20 protein-coding genes are annotated in these 20,796 nt (G+C 60.1%); 10 read left to right on the top strand and 10 right to left on the bottom strand.

The window, feature by feature from the left end; translation table 11 throughout:
• The first annotated feature begins 39 nt into the window (after window positions 1-39).
• Window positions 40-663, top strand: coding sequence for an outer membrane protein (locus GH983_RS14615; RefSeq protein ID WP_150127504.1), 624 nt, complete (start codon window positions 40-42; stop codon window positions 661-663).
• A gap of 81 nt (window positions 664-744) precedes the next feature.
• Here GH983_RS14615 and GH983_RS14610 read toward each other — a convergent pair whose 3' ends face one another.
• The 6 genes from GH983_RS14610 to GH983_RS14585 all read right to left on the bottom strand — a co-directional run bounded on the left by GH983_RS14610 (window position 745) and on the right by GH983_RS14585 (window position 6,666).
• On the bottom strand, window positions 745-2,580 hold the full coding sequence (locus tag GH983_RS14610; RefSeq protein ID WP_153762778.1) for a HAMP domain-containing methyl-accepting chemotaxis protein: 1,836 nt from the start codon (window positions 2,578-2,580) through the stop codon (window positions 745-747).
• 296 nt (window positions 2,581-2,876) lie between these two features.
• Complete coding sequence (locus GH983_RS14605) at window positions 2,877-3,863, bottom strand: WD40 repeat domain-containing protein (protein ID WP_054148173.1); 987 nt, start codon at window positions 3,861-3,863, stop codon at window positions 2,877-2,879.
• Window positions 3,864-3,924: 61 nt separating this feature from the next.
• Window positions 3,925-5,052 carry a GTP-binding protein gene (locus GH983_RS14600; protein WP_153762777.1) on the bottom strand — a complete coding sequence of 376 codons (1,128 nt, stop codon included), beginning with the start codon at window positions 5,050-5,052 and terminating at the stop codon, window positions 3,925-3,927.
• A gap of 99 nt (window positions 5,053-5,151) precedes the next feature.
• Window positions 5,152-5,547, bottom strand: coding sequence for a type II toxin-antitoxin system VapC family toxin (locus GH983_RS14595; protein ID WP_153762776.1), 396 nt, complete (start codon window positions 5,545-5,547; stop codon window positions 5,152-5,154).
• Complete coding sequence (locus GH983_RS14590) at window positions 5,544-5,816, bottom strand: type II toxin-antitoxin system Phd/YefM family antitoxin (protein WP_153762775.1); 273 nt, start codon at window positions 5,814-5,816, stop codon at window positions 5,544-5,546. Before GH983_RS14590 ends, GH983_RS14595 begins: the two co-directional genes overlap by 4 nt.
• 58 nt (window positions 5,817-5,874) lie before the next feature.
• A complete protein-coding gene (locus GH983_RS14585; protein WP_153762774.1) occupies window positions 5,875-6,666 on the bottom strand; it encodes a creatininase family protein in 792 nt (263 codons plus the stop codon).
• 89 nt (window positions 6,667-6,755) lie between these two features.
• Between GH983_RS14585 and GH983_RS14580 the strand changes: the two genes are divergently transcribed.
• The 5 genes from GH983_RS14580 (at window position 6,756) to GH983_RS14560 (ending at window position 11,316) form a co-directional block, all read left to right on the top strand.
• Entirely contained in the window at window positions 6,756-7,286 is a 531-nt protein-coding gene (locus GH983_RS14580) for a MarR family winged helix-turn-helix transcriptional regulator (RefSeq protein ID WP_153762773.1), read from the top strand.
• Between the two features lie 76 nt (window positions 7,287-7,362).
• Entirely contained in the window at window positions 7,363-8,379 is a 1,017-nt protein-coding gene (locus GH983_RS14575) for a LacI family DNA-binding transcriptional regulator (RefSeq protein WP_054148179.1), read from the top strand.
• A 58-nt stretch (window positions 8,380-8,437) separates the two neighbouring features.
• Window positions 8,438-9,400 carry a 2-hydroxyacid dehydrogenase gene (locus tag GH983_RS14570; RefSeq protein ID WP_153762772.1) on the top strand — a complete coding sequence of 321 codons (963 nt, stop codon included), beginning with the start codon at window positions 8,438-8,440 and terminating at the stop codon, window positions 9,398-9,400.
• Window positions 9,401-9,475: 75 nt separating this feature from the next.
• Window positions 9,476-9,955, top strand: a complete 480-nt coding sequence (locus GH983_RS14565; protein WP_069043411.1) for a hypothetical protein — start codon at window positions 9,476-9,478, stop codon at window positions 9,953-9,955.
• Window positions 9,956-10,209: 254 nt separating this feature from the next.
• Window positions 10,210-11,316 (top strand): TRAP transporter substrate-binding protein, encoded by a 1,107-nt coding sequence (locus GH983_RS14560; protein WP_054148182.1) that lies wholly within the window; start codon window positions 10,210-10,212, stop codon window positions 11,314-11,316.
• A 154-nt stretch (window positions 11,317-11,470) separates the two neighbouring features.
• Here GH983_RS14560 and GH983_RS14555 read toward each other — a convergent pair whose 3' ends face one another.
• Both GH983_RS14555 and GH983_RS14550 read right to left on the bottom strand, forming a co-directional pair.
• Complete coding sequence (locus GH983_RS14555) at window positions 11,471-13,294, bottom strand: TRAP transporter large permease subunit (protein WP_054148183.1); 1,824 nt, start codon at window positions 13,292-13,294, stop codon at window positions 11,471-11,473.
• Window positions 13,287-13,880 (bottom strand): TRAP transporter small permease subunit, encoded by a 594-nt coding sequence (locus tag GH983_RS14550; RefSeq protein ID WP_054148184.1) that lies wholly within the window; start codon window positions 13,878-13,880, stop codon window positions 13,287-13,289. The genes GH983_RS14555 and GH983_RS14550 overlap by 8 nt, the downstream gene beginning before the upstream one ends.
• 375 nt (window positions 13,881-14,255) lie before the next feature.
• Between GH983_RS14550 and GH983_RS14545 the strand changes: the two genes are divergently transcribed.
• From GH983_RS14545 to GH983_RS14535, 3 genes are all read left to right on the top strand, one after another.
• Window positions 14,256-16,565: a bifunctional diguanylate cyclase/phosphodiesterase gene (locus GH983_RS14545; protein ID WP_153762771.1), complete on the top strand. Its 2,310-nt coding sequence runs from the start codon at window positions 14,256-14,258 to the stop codon at window positions 16,563-16,565.
• 182 nt (window positions 16,566-16,747) lie between these two features.
• Window positions 16,748-17,497, top strand: a complete 750-nt coding sequence (locus GH983_RS14540; RefSeq protein ID WP_054148186.1) for a hypothetical protein — start codon at window positions 16,748-16,750, stop codon at window positions 17,495-17,497.
• Window positions 17,498-17,629: 132 nt separating this feature from the next.
• Window positions 17,630-17,854, top strand: a complete 225-nt coding sequence (locus tag GH983_RS14535; protein ID WP_054148187.1) for an aa3-type cytochrome c oxidase subunit IV — start codon at window positions 17,630-17,632, stop codon at window positions 17,852-17,854.
• 141 nt (window positions 17,855-17,995) lie between these two features.
• On the opposite strand, the gene GH983_RS14530 is transcribed toward GH983_RS14535, so the two are convergent.
• Window positions 17,996-18,862 carry a tetratricopeptide repeat protein gene (locus GH983_RS14530; protein ID WP_153762770.1) on the bottom strand — a complete coding sequence of 289 codons (867 nt, stop codon included), beginning with the start codon at window positions 18,860-18,862 and terminating at the stop codon, window positions 17,996-17,998.
• 138 nt (window positions 18,863-19,000) lie between these two features.
• A complete protein-coding gene (gene rpsU, locus GH983_RS14525; RefSeq protein WP_054148188.1) occupies window positions 19,001-19,228 on the bottom strand; it encodes a 30S ribosomal protein S21 in 228 nt (75 codons plus the stop codon).
• Window positions 19,229-19,532: 304 nt separating this feature from the next.
• On the opposite strand from rpsU, the gene GH983_RS14520 reads away from it, so the two are divergent.
• The gene (locus GH983_RS14520; RefSeq protein WP_054157082.1) at window positions 19,533-20,786 is read left to right on the top strand and encodes a sarcosine oxidase subunit beta family protein; all 1,254 of its coding nucleotides are present in this window, start codon (window positions 19,533-19,535) and stop codon (window positions 20,784-20,786) included.
• Window positions 20,787-20,796: the final 10 nt, after the last annotated feature.

Here is a 20,796-nt window from a genome sequence, read left to right as displayed (position 1 = left end):
TGGCGTTATAAGCGACCTTGTAACACAGGAGTTAAAAACATGATGAAGAGCATCCTTCTCGGATCTGCCGCCGCTCTGGCGATTTCGACCTCCGCTTTCGCGGCTGACGCCATCTACGAAGCTCCGGCTGAACCGCCGATGGCTGCCATCGAAACCGCGCCGCAGTTTTCCTGGGCAGGTGGCTATGCAGGTATCCTCACCGGCTACGGTTGGGGTGACGCGGACGTTGCCGGTGCCGGCAACGCTGATTTCGACGGCGCGCGCTTCGGCGGCTTCGTTGGCTACAACTGGGATCTCGGCAACCAGCTCGTTGTCGGTCTCGAAGGCGACCTGAACTACGACTGGAACGAGGAAACTGTCGCTGGCGTCGGTGACTTCGAAACCGGCCTGAACTGGTCGACCCGCGCCCGTATCGGCTACGCTATGGATCGCGCGCTTCTGTTCGCGGCGGGTGGTTACACCGGCACCAACCTTGAAGGCCCCGGCGGCGACGACACGCTGCATGGCTGGACTGTCGGTGGTGGCGTTGACTACGCCCTGACTGACCGCATGTTCACCCGCGTTGAATATCGTTACAATGATTTCGGCGATGGCAACGTTGGCGGTCGTAACGTCGACTTCAACCAGCACACGGTCAACGTCGGTCTCGCGGTCAAGTTCTGATCTGTTCGATCCATTGATAAAGCGCCCGGCCGTTCCTCGGGATGGCCGGGCGTTTTTTGTTGGGGGCTAGACCTCGCCGGCTCAAGCGGCCCGATGCTCGAGTGTCCTGGCGTTTGCGTCCCTGATTTCGGTGCGGCGATTGAGTTCAAAACGATTGACGAGGGTCGTCAGCAAGACCGCGCCGTCTGCCAGCGTATGACCGATGGCAGTGGTTTCCTCGACCATGGCGGCGTTCTGCTGCGTCATCTGGTCGATGCTGTTGATGGCTTGACCGATTTCCTGAAGACCGGTTGCCTGTTCCCGGGCAGCGGTTGCGATCGCATCGACATTGCTGTCGATACGGCTGACGAAATCGCCGATCTGATCGAGTACGTGGCCGGTTTCGCCGACCAGCTGGACACCGGAAGACACTTCGACGCTCGACTTCTGGATTAGCCCCTTGATGTCGCGTGCAGCGTTTGCCGAGCGTTGCGCCAGTTCCCGTACCTCTTGGGCGACGACCGCGAAGCCCTTGCCGGCTTCGCCTGCGCGCGCCGCCTCCACACCGGCGTTCAGCGCCAAAAGGTTTGTCTGGAAGGCGATTTCGTCGATGACGCCGATGATCTGGCCGATCTCGGCAGAGGCGGTTTCGATCCGCTCCATGGCAGACACGGCGGAGCGAACAACACCTCCTGAGGCCATGGCACAGTTTTTCGCCTCTCTTACCAGTTCACGCGTATCGCTGGTGCGCTGGGCGGAGAGACGCACGGTGGCGGTTACCTGTTCAAGGGCAGTGGATGTCTCTTCGAGGGCTGCCGCTTGCTGCTCGGTCCGGTTTGCAAGGTTGGCCGAGGCCTCTCGCATTTCCTGGCTGTTCTCCAGCAGGCGGCGGGTCTCCTCCATGACCTTTTCCAAGGTCGTCTGGAAGGTTGCGATGGAGTGATTGAAGTCGTGGCGGAGTGGCTCGAAGCGCGGATCGAAGGCATCGTCCAGCGTCAAGCGGATGTTGCATTCGGCAAGGCGATGAAGGCCGGCGCCCAAGGCCTCGATGACAAAGCGCAGAGCCTCGGCTTCGATCATCCGGTCCTTGTCGCGCAGAGCCCGCTCGCGGTCCACCTCGGCACGGGCGGTTTCGGTTTCGGATTGCAGGCGCTGATTTTCGAGGCCAGCCTGACGGAAGACCTCGACGGCTGCCGCGATATGGCCGATTTCGTCCTTTCTGTGTGCATGGGGAACGGTGGCGGTGAAATCGCCGCCTGCCATATTGGTCATGAAATCGGTGATTTCTCCAAGCGGCTTCAGCGCGCGGCGGTGGATGAAGTAGACGCTGCCGAGCGCAGTCGTGATGAGCAGCAGCCCGAGCGTCAGCAGGAGAAGCTCACGGCTGGACGTTTCTGCGGCCGCATAGGATTCGCGACTGACAAGGTAATCGCTCGCCATTGTCACGAGCTGGTTTACGGAGGTCTCGTGATCGTGGAATTCGACCTTGAGTTTCGACAGGATCGGCGTGACAGCGCTGCCATCGGCTGCCGAAAGAGCGGGCTTCAGGTCATTTTGAAGCGTGCTCCAGTAGCGGTCGCCCTTGGCGATGACTTCGTCGTAGAGCTTTGCGCGCAGCGCGTCTGGCAGGGTGGAGTTCTTCCAGTATTCGCGTCGCTCGTCGTAGAGCGACTTCAGCACGTCAAAGCGGGGCACGTTGACCGCTGCAGTGTCGGGATGGATGAAGACCTCGTTGGCGAGCGCGTAGGATTCAATCAGGTATAGCGGCGGAGGAAGGATGTCGGCGATCAAGTCCTTGCCGTCGACGATCTCTTTATAGATCGGCCCGTTGACCTTGAGCGTCTGCAGCGTCTGTGCACCCACGCCAGCGACGGCGACGATGCCGGCGGCAAGGGCAAGACCCGCTGCCGTCACCACGATTTTTAGGTTGAGATACATGTTGCGTCCGTTTGCAAATCCGCCCGCCGGACAGGCGCATGCGTCTGCGCCTCGGCAGGATGCCGTGGTTGAAGATAAAATTGGGATGGGCTGCGGAGAATTGTTGCAGTCAGACGAGACGCGGCTTTGTTGTCTCTCGCTCGTCCTCCCCGAAAATAGGGAGGCAATTGCTACCGCATGGTTAAGGTAAGCGCATGGTGAACGGTATAGTGCGAATTTTCGCAAACTTTACCGCTAGGCGTGATTTTTCCCATGCGTACACGCAACTAAAGCGCTTTGAGGTGTTGCCTCGGCAATCAGCCGGTGATGTCGATGACGCCACAATCACCCGCCTCGGAAGCGAAGGCGAGGAGTTTGCCTGTGCTGCTCCAGGCAAGTGAGGTCACTGCACCCTTGCCGGGACGGCGCAACAGCGCCTCCTTGCCATCGGCGATGCGCACGGCAAGGATCATGCCGTCGATGAACCCGATCGCCAGAACCTCTTCGATTGGGTGGAAGGCGACCTGGGTAACGAGAATGTTGGCGCGGGTGCCGAGTTCGAGCGGAGCCTTGCCCATCGGGCCGTCCTTGCCGGAGAATGGCCAGACGATTGCAGCCGGTGCGCCTGACGAGGCGAGCCACTTGCCCTTCGGTGACCAGGAAAGGGATTTGACCTTGGCGGGATAGCCGGTCATTCGCATATGGCGGGTGTCGGCGGCTTTGCCGTCGAGCTTCCAGCCATGCAGCGCCGATTCCTGCATCATGGTGACGACGAAGCGGCCATCGGGCGAGAAGGTCACGCCCGTATGCGCGCCCTTCCAGTCGAGATCGACGGGCGCGCCTGCGGTCCCGACCCAGTGCAAAGTGACGCCGTTATAGCGGGCAACCGCGATACGCAGACCCTTGGGGGCGAAATCGACGGCCTCGACAGTACGCTCTTCGGTGAATTCCTTCGTCGTGCCATCGGCAAGCCGCACGAAAGTCGACTTGCCGTGGGCATAGGCAACCGCGCCTTGGGGACCGGGTGCGACGACCGAAATCCACTTGCGCGGAACATGGGCGATTTCGGTAACCGTGCCGTCATGAGCGATGCGCAGCACGCGGCCGTCTTCGCCACCTGTCAGCAGGGTCTGGCTTGCCGGATCCTTGACACAGGTCAGCAGTCCGGCATTCGCCTCCGTCACCTTCTCGCCGCCATCCAGCCGGTGAATGGCACCGCTCGCAGCGGCGAAGACCGGGATGTCACCGAGAAAATGGGTCGAGACAACGTGGCCTTCGATATCGAGCGGTGCAACAGTGGGCATACGGAGAGGCTTTCTTTCAGGCAGAACGGTACGGACAGGCGGCGGGGCGTGAAAGCCCCGTTCAGGCAGAGGCGGCTTCGCAGGCCTTGAAGCTGGCTTCCAGCTTTTCGCGGTCGAGCTCGCGGCCGATGAAGACAAGGCGGCTCTCGCGCTTCTCGCCATCCTTCCATGGACGCTGGTGATCGCCCTCGACGATCATGTGCACGCCCTGGACGACATAACGCTCCTCGTCGCCCTTGAAGGCGATGATGCCTTTCAGGCGCAGGATGTTCGGGCCTTGCGTCTGGGTCACCTTCTGGATCCAGGGGAAGAAGCGGTCAGGGTTCATCTCGCCGCCGCGAAGCGAGACCGAGGTCACCGTCACGTCATGGATCGGGGAGGGGGCGTGATCGTGCTGGTGATGCCCGTGGTCATGACCATGATCATGCGCATGATGATCGTGGCCATGGTCATGATGGTGGTGGTCATGCCCGTGATCATGGTGATGATGATCATGGCCGCAATCCGGGCCACAGACATGGTCCGGGTCGTCATGGTCGAGGAAATGCGGATCGTTTTCCAGTGCGCGCTCGAGATTGAAGGCGCCCTGATCGAGCACCTTGGCGAGATCGACGCCTGAACGCGTGGTCGAATAGATGCGGGCGGAAGGATTGATCGCGCGCACGATGTGCTCGATCTGGTGCAACTCGTCATGGGTGACGAGATCGGCCTTGTTGATGACGACAACATCAGCAAAGGCGATCTGGTCTTCGGCTTCGCGGCTGTCCTTCAGGCGCAGCGGCAGGTGCTTTGCATCGACCAGGGCGACAACGGCATCGAGCTCCGTCTTGGAGCGGACGTCATCATCCATGAAGAAGGTCTGGGCGACCGGCACCGGATCGGCAAGGCCTGTCGTCTCGACGATGATGCCGTCGAAGCGGCCGGGGCGGCGCATCAGGCCTTCGACGACGCGGATCAGGTCGCCGCGCACCGTGCAGCAGACGCAGCCATTGTTCATCTCGTAGATTTCTTCGTCCGACTCGACGATCAGGTCATTGTCGATGCCGATTTCGCCGAATTCGTTGACGATGACGGCGTATTTCTTGCCGTGGTTTTCGGAGAGGATGCGATTGAGCAGCGTCGTCTTGCCGGCGCCGAGATAGCCGGTGAGCACGGTGACGGGTGTCGGTTTCGCGGATGCTTCGGTCATGAAAGCCTCTGGTGTCAGGGGGCGCCGGACGATGCGGCTGTAATTGTGTTACCCCCATATAGGCGTTCCGTCTTGCCAGTTCAAAGGCTTTCGTACGGCTCAGGTGGGGGCCAGCGCCGAGCGGACATCGGTGAGTGTGAAGTCGTCTCCGACATAGAGAAGCGGGCAGTCGAACTCCTTGGCGGTGGCATAGGAAAAGCAATCGCCGAAGTTGAGCGAGGCCGGGTGGATGCCTTTGCCGAAGCGTTGGTAGGCTGCGGCAGCGAGCTCCGCGCGGGAAGCCGTCAGGTCGATGATCTCGACATTGAGGGATGCAATCAGTCGCGACAATTCATCCGTACAATTTTTTTGAAGAGCCGCGATTTTCAGTTCGAGCAGCGTGCCAGCTGACAACACTAGGCGACTGTTTGGGGTTTCCAGAACTGCTGCACAGGCCTTAGCAGTCGCTTCATTCTTTATGATGGCAATCAGTGCAGATGTGTCGAGTGCGATCACGTCGGAAGACCGTTTTCATCGTACAGAAAGTCGTGACTCCTGTCAGCGAGCGGCTCACCTGGAACCGGGCGAGCGGCCTTGGCCATGATCTCTTCGAGAATGGCCCGTCGTTCCTCGAGAGTTAGCGCAGGACGTCGGCCGGTCGATTCGATCGGTTGCAAGACGACAGCATCCTGCCCGTCGCGGGTGATGATAACGGGCTCTCCGCGTTCGGCTCGCTCTACAAGTTCTTCGACCCGCGCGGCTGCCTGCTCCATGGAAACACGCATGCTTCTTCCTCACGCTCTCTCTTGACCAATATGCGCCTTCCCTGTCGGCCCTGCAAGCTCACGTCAATGTTGCAGTATCGAACCTGTGCACGTCATCCAGTAGATCGAGAAGGCCTGCAACCGAATGGGCCAGCAATCGTTCCCCCCTCTCTGCCGTCGCCGCCGCCGCATTGCCGGCCACACCCTGTGAGTTGAGATCCGACATCTTCCAGCCGAAGGCATGGGGACCATAGGCGCGTAGATGGCGGAAGCGGGCGGCGAAGTCGGATTGCCGGGAGGGGAAGCTCTCTGCTTTCGTCATGTCCACCAGATCCGGTGCGAGCGCCAGCATGACCGATGTCTCGATGTCTCCGCCGTGGATGTCGACCGCCTTTGCCTCGGGTGCAATCCAGCCGTCCGGCTGGCCGAAGCGTGTCCAGCTTGTTGCGACCACCAGCATATTGAAGCGCACCCGTGCTTCGGTTGCGGCAATCGTCAGCAGCGGGGAATTGCCACCATGGGCGTTCATCAGCAACAGTTTGTGAATGCCCTGGCGGTTCAGATCTTCGGCGATCCCGAGCCAGCGGATGATCGCCTCGTCATAGGTGAGTGTTCGGCTGCCTTCGACATGCATGTGTTCGATCGAGTAGCCGACGGGCTCCGCCGGCAGGATGGTGACTGGCAGATGCGGAGGCAGGGCATCGGCGACACGGCGCATGATGCCTTCAGCGATGATCGTGTCGGTCTCGAAGGGCAGGTGAGGGCCGTGCTGCTCGTGTGCGCCGAGCGGCAGGACGGCAATCCAGTCGCGCCGGTCATCGGCTTTCAGCCGGGGATCGTTGTCCGCGAACGACAGGGCTGGCTTCGCCATCTGGTCTAACCTCATCATCTTCGTTATGCATGGCAGCCGTCGCGGCGGATTGCAGTGAGGGCCGCAGCGTTTGTCGACCGGGGAGAGTCATGGCGAAAAAGGACAAGGCCGACAAGGACCGCGGTGAAAAGAAGAAGAGCAAGAAGAAGGAGCCGCCGGCTTCGGGTGTGCTCAGTGGTGCCATGACCCAGGTCGCACGTGCTTTGCGAACCCGGCTTTCCCATGGGCTTGCCGAAAGCGGGCTATATCCGGGCCAGGATGGCGTTGTGCAACTTCTCGCGCAGGAGGACGGCCAGACGCCGGGTGCGCTTGCCCATCAGCTCGGTGTCAAAGCGCCCACCATGACCCGCACCATCGGGCGGATGGAGGCGCAGGGCTTCGTCATGCGCCGTACCGACGATCGAGACGGACGCCTGACCAAGGTCTATCTCACCGACGAGGGGCGCGGCAGCGTGGCTCAGATCGCGGCGGTGACGGTTGCCTGCGAGGCTCATGCCCTCCAGGGCCTGTCGGGCAAGGAAGTGAAGATCCTGGTCAAGCTGCTGGCGGCCATCGAGGGTAATCTCTCGGGTCAGAGCGGCATGCGGTCAGCTGATCATGCGGAGGATGACGGTGATTGAAATCGCCAATTAAATTGTTTAATTAAATCTTTTAAGGGCGGTCGAGCGCCCACCGGCCTGCTGCGAGGGAGGAAACGTGGCACAAAAGGTAAAGCTTTCGACCATTGCGGAGACGCTTGGTCTCTCTACGGCGACCATTTCGCTTGCCCTGCGTGACAGCCCGCTCGTCGCGGCGGACACTCGGGAGAAGATCAAGGAGCAGGCGCGCGCTCTCGGTTATATCTACAACCGCCGTGCTGCGAGCCTTCGCACCTCCCGCTCCGGGATCATCGGTGTCGTCGTGCATGACATCATGAACCCGTTCTACGGCGAAATCCTGAAAGCCATCGAGACCGAACTCGATCGCAGCCGACACACCTTCATTCTTTCGAACCACTACGACAGCGTCGAGAAGCAACGCATGTTCATCGAGACGCTGCTGCAATTGGGCGGCGACGGGGTGATCATGTCGCCTGCCATCGGCACGCCGCCGGAAGACGTGTTGCTCGCCGAGAATAACAGCATGCCGGCGATCTTCATCGCCCGCTCGATGGATGGGCTCGATGTGCCGATCTATCGCGGCGACGACAGCTACGGCATTTCGCTGGCCACCAACCATCTGATTGGCCTTGGCCATCGCTCGATCGCCATGATCGGCGGCACGGACCAGACATCCACGGGGCGTGACCGCTACCAGGGCTATGTGAACGCGCTGCGCAAGGCGGGTATCGAAGTCGATCCCGGCCTGCGCATCCCGGGCCCCCGCACCAAGCAGGGCGGTTTCGAGGCGGCGGTGAACTTCCTGTCGCTTCCGCAAAAGCCGACGGCTGCCGTCTGCTGGAACGATCTCGTCGCCATCGGGTTGATGAACGGCATTGCCCGTGCCGGTCTCATCCCCGGCCAGGACATCTCGGTCACCGGCTATGACGACCTCGAGGAAGCCTCGATCGCCACGCCATCCCTGACAACCGTCTGGAACGGTCAGGCGGAGGTCGGGCGGCTTGCCGCGCGGGCGCTGCTCGACAAGCTTGCCGGCAGTCACGAGCCTGACGGCATCCACCTGATCAAGCCCGAGATGCGCATTCGCCAATCGACCGGCCCGATCCGTCGGTGATCCCCGAGGCGGCTTCAAGGCCGCTCGTCCATGATCCTCGCCCCGCAAGGAGACAGCCATGTCCGATCGCCCCCTCGTGCTCATTCCAGGCCGCATTCATCCGCGCGTCCGTGCCCGTCTTTCGGATCGGTTCGACCTTTTGGAAATCTCCGATGCCACTGCCGCCGAGGCGGACGCGGGTGAACTGGAGCGAGTGCGCGGCGCTGCGGTCTCCGGCCGATTTCCTGCTTCGCTGATCGAGCGCTTGCCGAAGCTCGAGGTGATCGGCAGTTTCGGGGTCGGATACGACGGCGTCGATGTGACGGCTGCTGCTGCTGCCGGGGTGGTCGTCACGAATACGCCCGACGTGCTGAACGATGAGGTGGCCGATACGGCGATCGCGCTGCTTCTCAATACCATGCGTCAGTTCTATTTCGCCGAGCGTTATCTGCGTGACGGACGCTGGGAGAAAGAGGGGGCCTTTCCGCTCTCGCCGCTTTCGCTCAAGGGGCGCAAGATCGGCCTTCACGGTCTCGGCCGGATCGGCATGGAGATTGCCAACCGTCTCCTGCCGTTCAAGGTCGAACTCGCCTACCATACGCGGCGACCCCGCACGGATGTTGATTTTGTCTATCACGACACCCTGACGGGTCTCGCGGAGGCGGTCGATGTGCTGATCTCCATCGTCCCGTCGACGCCGGAGACCAATGGTGCAATCAACGCCGAAGTCCTCTCCGCGCTGGGGCAGAACGGCGTGCTCATCAATGTCGGTCGCGGTTCGACGGTCGATGAGCCTGCGCTGATCGCCGCCCTTCAGGCCGGTACGATCGCTGCTGCCGGTCTCGATGTCTTTGCCGACGAACCTCGCGTGCCCCAGGCCCTGATCGACCTGCCGAATGTCTCGTTGCTGCCGCATGTCGCATCGGCCTCGGTGCCAACGCGTGACGCCATGGCCGATCTTGTTGTCGACAATATCGTCAGCTGGTTCGACACGGGACGGCCGCTCACGGCGGTTCCGGAAACGCCGTATCCAAGGAGCTGATTCGGCGGTCAGCCTTCCGCAAGCTTGCCGGTGCATCCTCTTGCCATATGGGGTCTCGAGCGGAAGGATGCTCCGATGAAGTCCTCTCTCGCCATCGTGGCGACAGTTCTCCTGTGTGCAGGTGTCTCGGTGGTCGGAGTCAGTATCTGGGCTCTGCCGCAGCGCTCCGCGCAAATGGCCACCGATCCGATCGTGCTCGGCACAATTCCACCTGCCGACCATACGCCGTCGGTCTTTGCCGCGAAGCTGCATGCGGGATCCGTCTCGCCACCGGCCCAGTTTTCCGTGTCCAACTTCACACGAAAGACGGTCTGTCTGGTGGAGCGGGGTGCGGCTCTCACCAGTCGCAGTCGCGATTTTTTCGCTCCACCCGATTGCGAAGAGGTCTGGCCTGGTCTGGTGCGTGCAACCACCTGGACCCAGCACGAAGATGGCAGTGTGACGATCAGCGATCCTGGTGGAGCCATCTTGCTGACACTGGTTCGAGGGCGGCACTTTTCTTACGAGGTGACGGATATACCCGGTGCAGATCTGGCGCTCCTGATGTTGCCTTGAGCATTTGCGGAGCGGGTCATAAAAATTGTAGCCTTGTGCAGTAGAGCGCTACGGTTGCGCACTTTCTTCCCTCGTTTTACATGTTCGCGCTAACATAGCGACTGCCCTCTACAGGCACGCTCAAGTGAAAGCTCTCATCCAAAAGAATAGAGTCCAAGCGCTTGAATCCCCTTAGACAAAATGGTTAGCTCGCGCATCGCTGCCGGGAGGGGCCGACGATGCCCGCCGGTGGGGCAACAAGTGGGAGGTAGTTCATGGATCGTCGTTCATTTATCAAGAAGGCTGGCGTCGCCGGTGCGGGCGCTGCTGCGTCCACCGTGCTGGCAGCACCAGCCATCGCGCAGGAAAACCCCAAGATCACCTGGCGCTGCTCGTCGGGCTTCCCCAAGGCGCTTGACACCATTTATGGTGCTGCCGAAGTGTTTGCGGCAGCCGTCAACGAAGCAACCGACGGCAATTTCCAGATCCAGGTCTTCGGGGCTGGCGAAATCGTCGGTGCGCTGGAAGGTGCAGATGCCGTTCGTGATGGCACCATCGAAATGGCGCATACCGCGTCCTACTACTTCTTTGGCAAGGATCCGAGCTGGGCATTCGGCACGGGCGTTCCGTTCGGCCTGAACCAGCGCATGACCAATGGCTGGCTCTACGAGGGCGGCGGTCTCGACCTGCTCAACGAATTCTATGCCGCCAACAACATGATCTCCTTCCCGGCTGGTAACACCGGTGCGCAGATGGGTGGCTGGTTCCGTAAGGAAATCAACACGGTCGCCGACCTGCAGGGCCTGAAGTTCCGCATCGGCGGCTTCGGTGGTCGCATCATTTCCGAACTCGGCGTCGTTCCGCAGAACATCCCGGGTGGTGACATCTACGCGGCTCTCGAGCGTGGCACGATCGACGGCGCTGAATTCGTCGGTCCTTATGACGACGCCAAGCTCGGCTTCAACAAGGTCGCGCCTTATTGCTACTATCCCGGCTGGTGGGAAGGTGGCGTGACGCTGATGAACATGATCAATCTCGACAAGTGGAACGAGCTGCCGAGCAACTACAAGGGTATCGTCAAGAGTGCGTCTGCGCTCGCCAACGGTGTGATGATGGCGCGCTACGACAGCCTCAACCCGGCTGCCCTGAAGCAGCTCGTCGCAGACGGCACTCAGCTTCGTCCTTATAGCCGCGAGATCCTGGAAGCCTGCTTCGATGCGGCGACCAAGGTTTATGGGGAGATCAGCGCCGAGAACCCGCAGTTCAAGAAGCTGCACGATTCCTACATGGGCTATCGCGGCGACGGCTATCTGTGGTTCCAGCTGTCCGAGTACAGCTTCGACACCTTCATGATGCTGCAGCAGCGCGGCGGCAAGCTCTAAGCTTTTCGCTTCAGACTGATCGAAGAGGCCTCGGGACGTCCAGTCCCGGGGCCTTATTTGTTTGTGTCGTGATCCATTCGAATCGATTATCGGCGCTTGGCCAAAGAAAAACCCGGCGTCTCCGCCGGGTCTCATTTTTGAGAGGCCTTCGCCTTCAGTCGAACCGCGGCAGGCCGCCGGCATCGCCAGGGCCTGGCAGGCCACCTGGGGCAGGAAGCGATGTGCCTCCTGCCGGTGGTGTGGCCGGTTGCGTTGTCGGAGCCCCGAAATTCGGCATCGCAGGCATGCCATCACCGGGTCCCGGAAGACCCAGCGAAGGTGCTCCATCGAGGCTCATGCCTGGCAGACCGAAGCCGGAACCACCTGCATCGTTGATCTGGCTGTTGATGTCCGTCTGGTTCATCTGCACGGGCGCGGCCTTGTAGTGGGTCACAAGACCGGGGAAGGCGATCAGAATGCCCAGCATGAGGATGTTGATCAGGATGAACGGCAACGTCCCTGTGTAGATCGACCGCGTGGTGATGGGTTCGATCATGCGATCGGTCGTCTTGTCGTGCCAGGCCTTGGTCGGTGCAACCGAGCGCAGATAGAAGAGGGCAAAGCCGAAGGGTGGCGTCAGGAAGCTGACCTGCAGGTTCATCCCCAACAATACGCCGAACCAGACAAGGTCGATGCCGAGCTTGTCCGCCACGGGTGCCAGCAACGGCACCAGAACGAATGCGATTTCGAAGAAATCGAGGAAGCATCCGAGGATGAAGACGATGATCGTCACGACGATCAAGAAGCCTGTCTCACCGCCCGGCAACGCCAGCATCAGTTCTTCAACCCAGATATCGCCCGAGATCCCATAGAAGGTGAGCGCGAAGACACGGGCACCAATCAGGATGAACATGACGAAGGTCGCTAGCTTCGCGGTCGAGTCCAGCGCCTGCATCAGGGTCTTCAGGTTGAGTCTGCGTTTTGCCAGCGCCATGATCAGTGCGCCGGCAGCACCCATGGCGCCGCCTTCTGTCGGCGTTGCGATGCCGAGGAAGATCGTGCCGAGGACGAGGAAGATGAGCGCAAGTGGCGGGATCAGGACAATGACAACCTGCTCGGCCATCTTCGACATATAACCCAGGTTCCAATGACGATTGGCCAGGGCAAACACGTATGGGATGACTGTCGCTGCAAGTGCTGCCCAGACCACGCGCGTCTCGTAGCGGAACTCCGTGAACACGAAGTAATAGCTGATGAAGTAGAGACCGATCGCAGCCAGAAGGATGAAATAGAGAGACGTCCCTCCTGAACCAAGTGGGCGGGCTTCAGGAGGAAGTGCGGGTGCCCATTCCGGTTTGATCAGTGTGACCGCGAAGATGTAGAGGCAATACATGCCAACCAGCATCAATGCTGGCAGCATGGCGCCGACATACATGTCGCCCACGGAGCGACCGAGCTGGTCGGCCATGACGATCAGAACCAGCGAAGGCGGAACGATCTGCGCCAAGGTGCCGGATGCCGCGATCGTACCCGCGGCAAGTCCTGGATTGTAGTTGTAACGCATCATGATGGGCAGTGAGATCAGGCCCATGGCGATGACTGAGGCTGCCACGACGCCGGTCGTTGCAGCTAGAAGCGCGCCGACGATGACAACCGCGAATGCCAGGCCGCCGCGCACTGTGCCGAACAACTGGCCGATCGTGTCTAGAAGGTCTTCCGCCATGCGCGACCGCTCGAGGATCAGGCCCATGAAGGTGAAGAAGGGAATGGCCAGAAGCGTGTCGTTGCGCATGATGTCAAAGACACGGTTCATGTTGGCTTGGGCCAGCGGCCAGGACAATCTTATCTCCGGCGAGATATGGCTGAGCTCCACACCGAAGATGAAGAAGTAGATTCCGCCGGCCGCCAGCGTGAATGCAACCGGGTAGCCGATCAGCAGCATACCCATCACGATGATAAACATGATCGGCGCGAGGTTGTGTGCGAAAATATCAAGCATTGTTGCCCCCCTTCGTCTGGCTCGCAGCGTCGTCGGCAGGCAGATCAGGTTTGCCATGTCCGGACGCGACCGTCGTGTCCTCGAGGTCGCCACGAATGATGGCAAAGCGCTTGATGATTTCCGAGAACGCCTGGAGGTTCAATAGAACGAAGCCCACAAGGATGCTGGCCTTGGCCGGCCAAATGATCAGGCCGCCAGCGTTGGAGGACATTTCGCCCGACATAAACGAGCGCCAGAAGAATGGCCACGCAAAATACGTCATCATTAGGCAGAAGGGCAGCAGGAAAAAGATATGGCCGAATAGGTCGATCCAGTCGCGTGTGCGCTTCTTGAAAGTGCCCGCCAGCACGTCAATTCGCACATGCTCGTTGCGCTGGAGCGTGTAGGCGGCGGCCAGCATGAACACGGTGCCGAACAGATACCACTGTACTTCCAGCCAAGCGTTGGATGACATGTCGAAGGTCTTGCGGATGACGGCGTTGCCGGCGCTGATCAGGACGGCGGCCAGGAGCAGCCAGGAAACCCAGCGCCCGATGGCCCCGTTGATCGCGTCGATCAGCCGAGAAACAGCCAACAGGATTGTCATTGTGTTTTTTCTCCCCTTGTCGCTTCGTGCTTAGAGCAATGGCAAACCACGTGCAACTGGACTGCACCGATCCGCCCCCAGGGGCAACGAAAGTTGAACTGGCTGCAGCTGCAGCCGAAGCTGGCGCTGGTTTCCGTCTGCGCGCATCGCTTGTGTTTGCTTGCATTTTAATAGTTTCGATAGGCCGCCCTTAAGAGGTTCTCGCTTAGTTGTTTGCGTGTCACCTAGAAGCAGTGCAGTTTAGGAGTTGCTTCGTTTTGCGTGTTGCTGTGACGTTTTAGGACATGCTTTTTGCCGCAAAGCAGGCACAAGGATTGGAAGAGACATCATTTGAAAACTGAGGTTTCGCGTCCAACCTTGCCGGGAGGGCAGATCATGAATACCGAGAGGGGGCATGAGAAAAATGTGCCCACGGATGTGTATCTGTCGTTCGTGAGCTCTCTGTTCGACAACCGCTTCACGCTGTTTACCGGCATGGTTGTCCACATCCTGACATTCGTCACGGTCTATGTGCAGACGGGAGCGTCCTTCTACCTCTTCCTGTGCGCCTGCTTCGTCGCCGTCTTCTCGTTCCGGCTGAACTCCTTCTTTGTCTTCGATCGGGAAGACAAGTCGAAGCTCACTCGCCAGCAGATCGCGGCCTGGGAACGCCGCTATGTCATCGGGGGCGCCTCGACTGCTGCAATCCTGGGTGTCGGCAGCGGTTACGCGATGCTCGCCTTCGAAGACACATTCGCGGAACTTGCCTGCATAGCCGTGACCATGGCCTCGATGGTGTCCGTCGTCGGCCGCAACTATGGTTCAAGGCTTGCTGTCGATCTGCAGACTTTGGCGTGCTGCGTGCCCATGATCATCGGCAGCCTTCTTGCACAGGATCTTTTCAAGGCATTGTTGTCGCTGATGCTCGTGCCGTTTGGCCTCACCGTGCGGTCGATGGCCAATGGTGTGCGCGACTTCCTCTATGAAAATGTTCTGGCTTCTCGCGAAATGGCAAAAATTGCCGATCGCTTCGACACGGCTCTCAGCAACATGACACATGGTCTGTTGATGCTTGATCCGAACAATCGGATCGAGGTGGTCAATCGGAAGGCCTGCGAATTGCTCAACCTGGGGGACCGTCGCCGCCTCGTCGGCTGCGATCTCGACGTCGTTCTGCGCTACGGCGTCCGCCATACGTTTCTGGACGGATCCATGTCGAGCCTTCTGCAGAAACAGCTCGCCCAGCTCGTGCAAGGGCTCTCCAGCCGCGCACTCATGCATTTTTCTGAAGATCTGGTGCTGGAGTTCTCCGCCAAGCGGCGCGACGAGGGCGGGGTCGTGTTGATCTTCGAGGATGTGACGGCTCGGGTGCATGCCGATCGCAAGATCCTGCACATGGCACGTTACGATAGTCTGACGGGGCTGCCGCATCGGGGATACTTCATCGACCTCGTCCGCGAGCGCCTGGAGCGCTCCGGCGAGTTCGGGACGAATGTCGGCCTGATGATCCTTGATGTTGCCGATTTCAAGCATGTGAACGATCTCAAGGGGCATCTGACCGGCGACAAATTGCTGGTGTCCATCGCGTCTCGCCTGACGGAGTTTGCCGCAGGCAAGGCTGTTGTCGGCCGTCAGGTGGGCGATCACTTCATCTGCTTCTTTCCGAATGTCGAGGACCAGGACGATCTCGTAGACGTGATGCGTAACCTGCATCTCGCCGCCAGCGCCGATTATGATGTCGAGGGGATGCGTGTCCCGGTCGTTTTCTCCGCCGGGGCCGTGCTTGCCGAGAGTGCTGCATTCGACATGGATGACTGGCTGGTCAAGCTGGATATCGCGCTGTTCGAATCGAAGGCACGCAGCCGTGGCAGCTTTACGCTTTTCGTCAAGGAAATGGATGCGCGTTATCTGGAGCGGCAGCGGCTGAAGGCGGATCTCAGAGCGGCCGTTGACCAGCAGGCCATCACCGTCGTCTACCAGCCCATGTTCACTCCGGATGGGCGCGGTCTCGTCTGTTGCGAGGCGCTTGCCCGATGGCATCACCCGGAAAAGGGGCCGATTGCGCCGAATATCTTCATCCAGATCGCAGAAGAGATGGGCATTGTCACAGAGATCACGGAGCAGGTGCTGCGCCGAGCCTGTTTTGATTGCCAGACTTGGCCGGAAGCGATCGGTGTTTCGGTTAATCTTTCTGTCCACGATCTCAGGCAGGGCGATCTCGCCGCCATGATCGAACGGATTCTCTCGGAGACTGGGCTGTCGGCCAAGCTGCTGCATCTTGAGGTCACGGAAAGCAGCCTGATCGAAGAACTCACTCCCGCCCGCGCCGTTCTGGACAGGCTACGCGGGCTCGGGATCACGATTTCCATCGACGATTTCGGCACCGGCTTCTCGAGCCTCAGCTACCTGGATACCCTGCCCGTCGACGTGGTGAAGATCGATCGCTCCTTCGTTCGCAACATCGGGCAGGACGCCCGCCGACTGAAGCTTCTGCGGGGGATCGTCAGCCTGACGCGCGGTCTTGACATCGGGATCGTGGTCGAAGGCGTTGAAACGCGGGAGCAGCTGTCGCTGATCAAGAAGCACAACTGCGCCGATCTCATTCAGGGCTACGTCTTCTCGATGCCGATCGCCGCTCACGCCATCGCCGCTCTCGCGGAGGAGGCAGAAGTCCACGGGATCGCTGCCCAAGCCGGCGTGGCTTGACGCACCTGTTCTGCTGCCTGTTTCCATTTCCAGTCAGATTTACCGCGTGTCGCAGAGATGGTTGCGGATGCGACGGTTAACCTTAACCTATCGCATTTTAATATCTTATTAATTTTCAGGGGGGCGAGGTGGAACGATAGGTGATACCCCATGCCATCGGTTGCAGCCGGCGGGGTATCAGTATGGAACTGGAAGGCTTTTCGGAACGATTGATGCGCTACCTCGATTTCATCGAGTATCGCCGGATCGAGACTCAAGAAGATTTCGAAGATATCGAGCAACTGCGTTACAAGGCTTACAAGGCAGCGAACGTGCTGCCGGTCGCGGCGCCAAGCATGATTGATGATGCTGATTTCGACAGGCACGCCTATGTTTTCGGGATCTATTATTTCGAAGAGCTTGTCAGCACGATACGGCTTCACCACGTGACCCCAAGACATCCCCTATCACAGTCGGCAGGCGTCTTTCCCGACGTGATGGAGGCTTATCTGGATGCGGGACTGACCTTGATCGACCCCGCGCGTTTCGCTGTCGATCCAGATGTGGCAAGCGAGTTGCCCATTCTCCCCTACATCACTCTTCGGACGAGTATTGTCGCTGCCGCCTATTTCAGGGCGGACCGCGTGCTGCAACACGTTCGGCCGCATCATACTGCCTTCTACAAGCGCGTCTTCTATGCGGAAACTGTCGTCGAGCGGCGGATGACCGAGATCTATGGTCTTGAGCTCACACTCATGGCCACCAATACCCACACGACGGGTGCGAAACTCCTCAAGCGCTATCCGTTCTTCGATTCCGGGGTGCACGAGCGCCGCCTGATGTTCGGACGTGGGGAGGGGGCGCTGTCGACCACGCCGCTGACGGTCCTGCCTTCGGCGCGACTCGTGGCGGCGGGAAAGGTCACGGGCGCTGTCGCTGGTCGGGATTATTGACCACAAACGTCGGATCCGATTGCGCTCCGCCTGCCGTTTGTGTATGCGGGAAAAAGATACATTTCTGCCCATGGTTTCGTCAGATGTGATTCCGCCGTGGTGCCGCTAGGCTTAAGATTTGGGAGATCGAACATGAGCGAACATCATTCCGGTCCGGTCGAAACCGGTGCTTCTATGGACTACAAGGAGCACGAGAAGACCTATGACGTCTTCATCGCTGGCACCAAGTATGGCACCGTCATCCTGGTTGCGCTGATGATCGCCATGGCTGCCGGCTTCTTCGGCGGTGCTGGCCTGCTCGGCGGGTTCTTCATCTGGATCGTGCTGTCGGTTGCCGGCGTTTTCATGATGCGCTGATCGGCGATAGAGCATTGATTGACGAGAGGCGGTCCGGCAACGGATCGCCTTTTTCTTTGCCCATCGTCCGCATCAATCCATGGCCATAAAAAAAACGGCGGATCACCCCGCCGTTTCGATGTCTTGCCGATGGTTCTGGCCTCAGCTTGTCGTGCCGCGCGTGCGCGCCAGGCCCTGCTTGGCGGGCTCGTATTTGGGATCGAGGCGCAGCGCATGGCTGTAGGACTTGGCTGCACGGGCCTTGTCGCCGCGACGCTCATAGATCAGCGCCTGGTTGGCCCAGCTCTCGGCGATGTTGTTGTTCAGCTCGATCGCGAGGTTGAAGTCGGCGAATGCGTTGTCGTCATCGTTCAGCGCGACATAGGATACGCCACGGCCATTGTAGGGCTCAGGCGCCCGCGGCGAAAGCGAGATCGCCTTCGAGAAGTCATCGATCGCCTTCGCATGGTCGCCGCGCACCTGGTATATCAGGCCACGATTGTGGAAGGCACGACCATCGGTCGTATCGAGCTGGATGGCGCGGTTGAAGTCGCCGAAGGCCTCGTCGATGCGCCCGGCCTGACGATAGATGTTGCCGCGGCCGATATAGGCGACGTCGTAGTTCGGGTTGATCTTGAGCGCCTGGTTGTAGTCGGCGGCGGCTTCGACCGGCTTGCCCATGTTGCGGTAGACCAGCGCGCGGTTGGCATAGGCCTGGAAAAACTGCGGGTTGAGCTGCAGGGCGGTGTTGAAATCGTCGAGCGCCTGGCGGAACTGGCCTGCGCGACCATAGGCCGAGCCGCGCACGTTGTAGCCTTCCGGATCACGCGGGTTGGACTGGATGACTGATGTCAGAGAGGCGATGTTTTCCTCGGAGCCCTGGGCCCGGTCAAGACGAATAACATCCGTGGTTTCCGTCGTGGTGGCGCAGCTTGCCAGGGTCAGTGTGGCGAGCAGAGCTGCCGCAGTGGCCAGTCGCGGCAAGCGCGAAGCCTGGGAGGCGGAGAGGAGCACGGAGCTTTTCGTCATGAGGCGCATCATCCGGCGGCCGCCAGAACCCCTCGTAGGCGTCGGACAGCGCAAGTTCGTGTTTCATATCAAAAGGGCGGCGGCGATTCGTCTCGCCCCCGCCCTCATTTCATAGGAAAACGTCTAAATCTAGGCTGATCAGCGCGCGCGAGCAGGGGCCGGCAGAAGGCCTTCGCGCTGCATCTTCTTGCGGGCGAGCTTACGGACGCGGCGAACGGCCTCGGCCTTTTCGCGCGCACGCTTCTCGGACGGCTTTTCGAAGAAGTCGCGCATCTTCATTTCACGGAAAATGCCTTCGCGCTGCATTTTCTTCTTGAGAGCGCGGAGCGCCTGGTCAACGTTGTTGTCGCGGACTAGTACCTGCACGTTTATCCCGTTCCTTTGGTTTTAAGTGTTGGTCCTTCCGTCGATGGAGGTCGCATCTTCGGAAACAGCGTAATGGTTCGCGCGGCCACTGAGTCCGGCGATTGGGTTGCGAGATACCAGAAGACCCTGGTGAAGTCCATATGGCGCAAGGCTTCCCGCTAATAATTTTGCGCCCTACACTGCACTTCTTCTGGGGTGTCGAAAGACGGATGACAATGCGTCGCAAAACGGACGTCATGTCGTGGGTTGATCTGCGACCTGTATCATCCTACCCACATGCCTGAACCACAGGAGTTTAAGGCGAATGCGCAAATATTCGGTCTTTGCCGTTGTCCGTGAGGCCATGCGTGCCCACAAGGGATGGGAGGCTCAGTGGGTCTCTCCCGAGCCGCGGCAGTCCTATGACGTGATCATCATCGGCGCCGGCGGCCATGGTCTTGGTGCGGCCTATTATCTCGCCAAGGAACACGGCATCACCAATGTCGCCGTGATCGAGAAGGGCTGGCTCGGCGGCGGCAATACCGGCCGTAATACGACGATCATCCGGTCCAACTATCTCTATGAAGAGAGCATGGACATCTACGAGCATTCGCTGAAGCTCTGGGAGGGCCTCAGCCAGGACCTCAACTACAATGTCATGTATTCGCCGCGCGGCGTGATGATGCTGTCGCACAATGTGCATGATCAGCAGTCCTTCAAGCGGCATGTGAATGCAAACAATCTCTACGGTATCGACAATGAGTGGCTGACGCCGGAGCAGGCCAAGGCCTTCTGCCCGCCGCTCGATATTTCCAAGACCGCCCGTTACCCGATCAATGGTGCCGCCCTTCAGCGCCGCGGCGGCACGGCGCGTCACGATGCGGTCGCCTGGGGCTATGCGCGTGCGGCGTCGGATCGCGGCGTGCACATCATCCAGAATTGTGAAGTGACCGGCATCCGCCGTGGTCCGAATGGTGAAGTCACCGGCGTCGACACGACCAAGGGCTTTATCGGCGCGAAGAAGGTCGGCGTTTCCGCGGCCGGCCATTCCTCCGTCGTAATGGGCATGGCGGGCGTGCGTCTTCCGGTTCACTCGACGCCGCTGCAGGCGCTCGTTTCCGAGCCGCTGAAGCCGATCTTCCCCTGCGTGGTCATGTCCAATACCGTGCATGCCTATATCTCGCAGTCGGATAAAGGTGAGCTGGTCATCGGCGCTGGTACCGACCAGTACAACTCCTACAGCCAGACCGGCGGCATGCAGATTATCACCCATACGCTGGATGCCATCTGCGAGCTCTTCCCGATGTTCCGTCGGGTGAAGATGATGCGCCAGTGGGGCGGGATCACCGACAACACCGCCGACCGTTCGCCGATCCAGAGCGTCACGCCGGTTCAGAACCTCTTCGTCAATGCCGGCTGGGGCACGGGCGGTTTCAAGGCGACGCCGGGTTCGGCCAATCTCTTTGCCCATCTCATCGCCAAGGGCGAGCCGCACCGGCTGGCCCAGGGTCTGACGCTCGACCGGTTCCGCACCGGCCGCCTCATCGACGAGGCAGCTGCCGCTGCCGTGGCGCACTGAATTAGGGATC

The sequence above is a fragment of the Agrobacterium sp. MA01 genome, from assembly GCF_009650195.1.
In the GTDB taxonomy this organism is placed as follows: Bacteria; Pseudomonadota; Alphaproteobacteria; order Rhizobiales; family Rhizobiaceae; genus Allorhizobium.
This window is presented reverse-complemented; position numbering and strand designations above follow the sequence as displayed.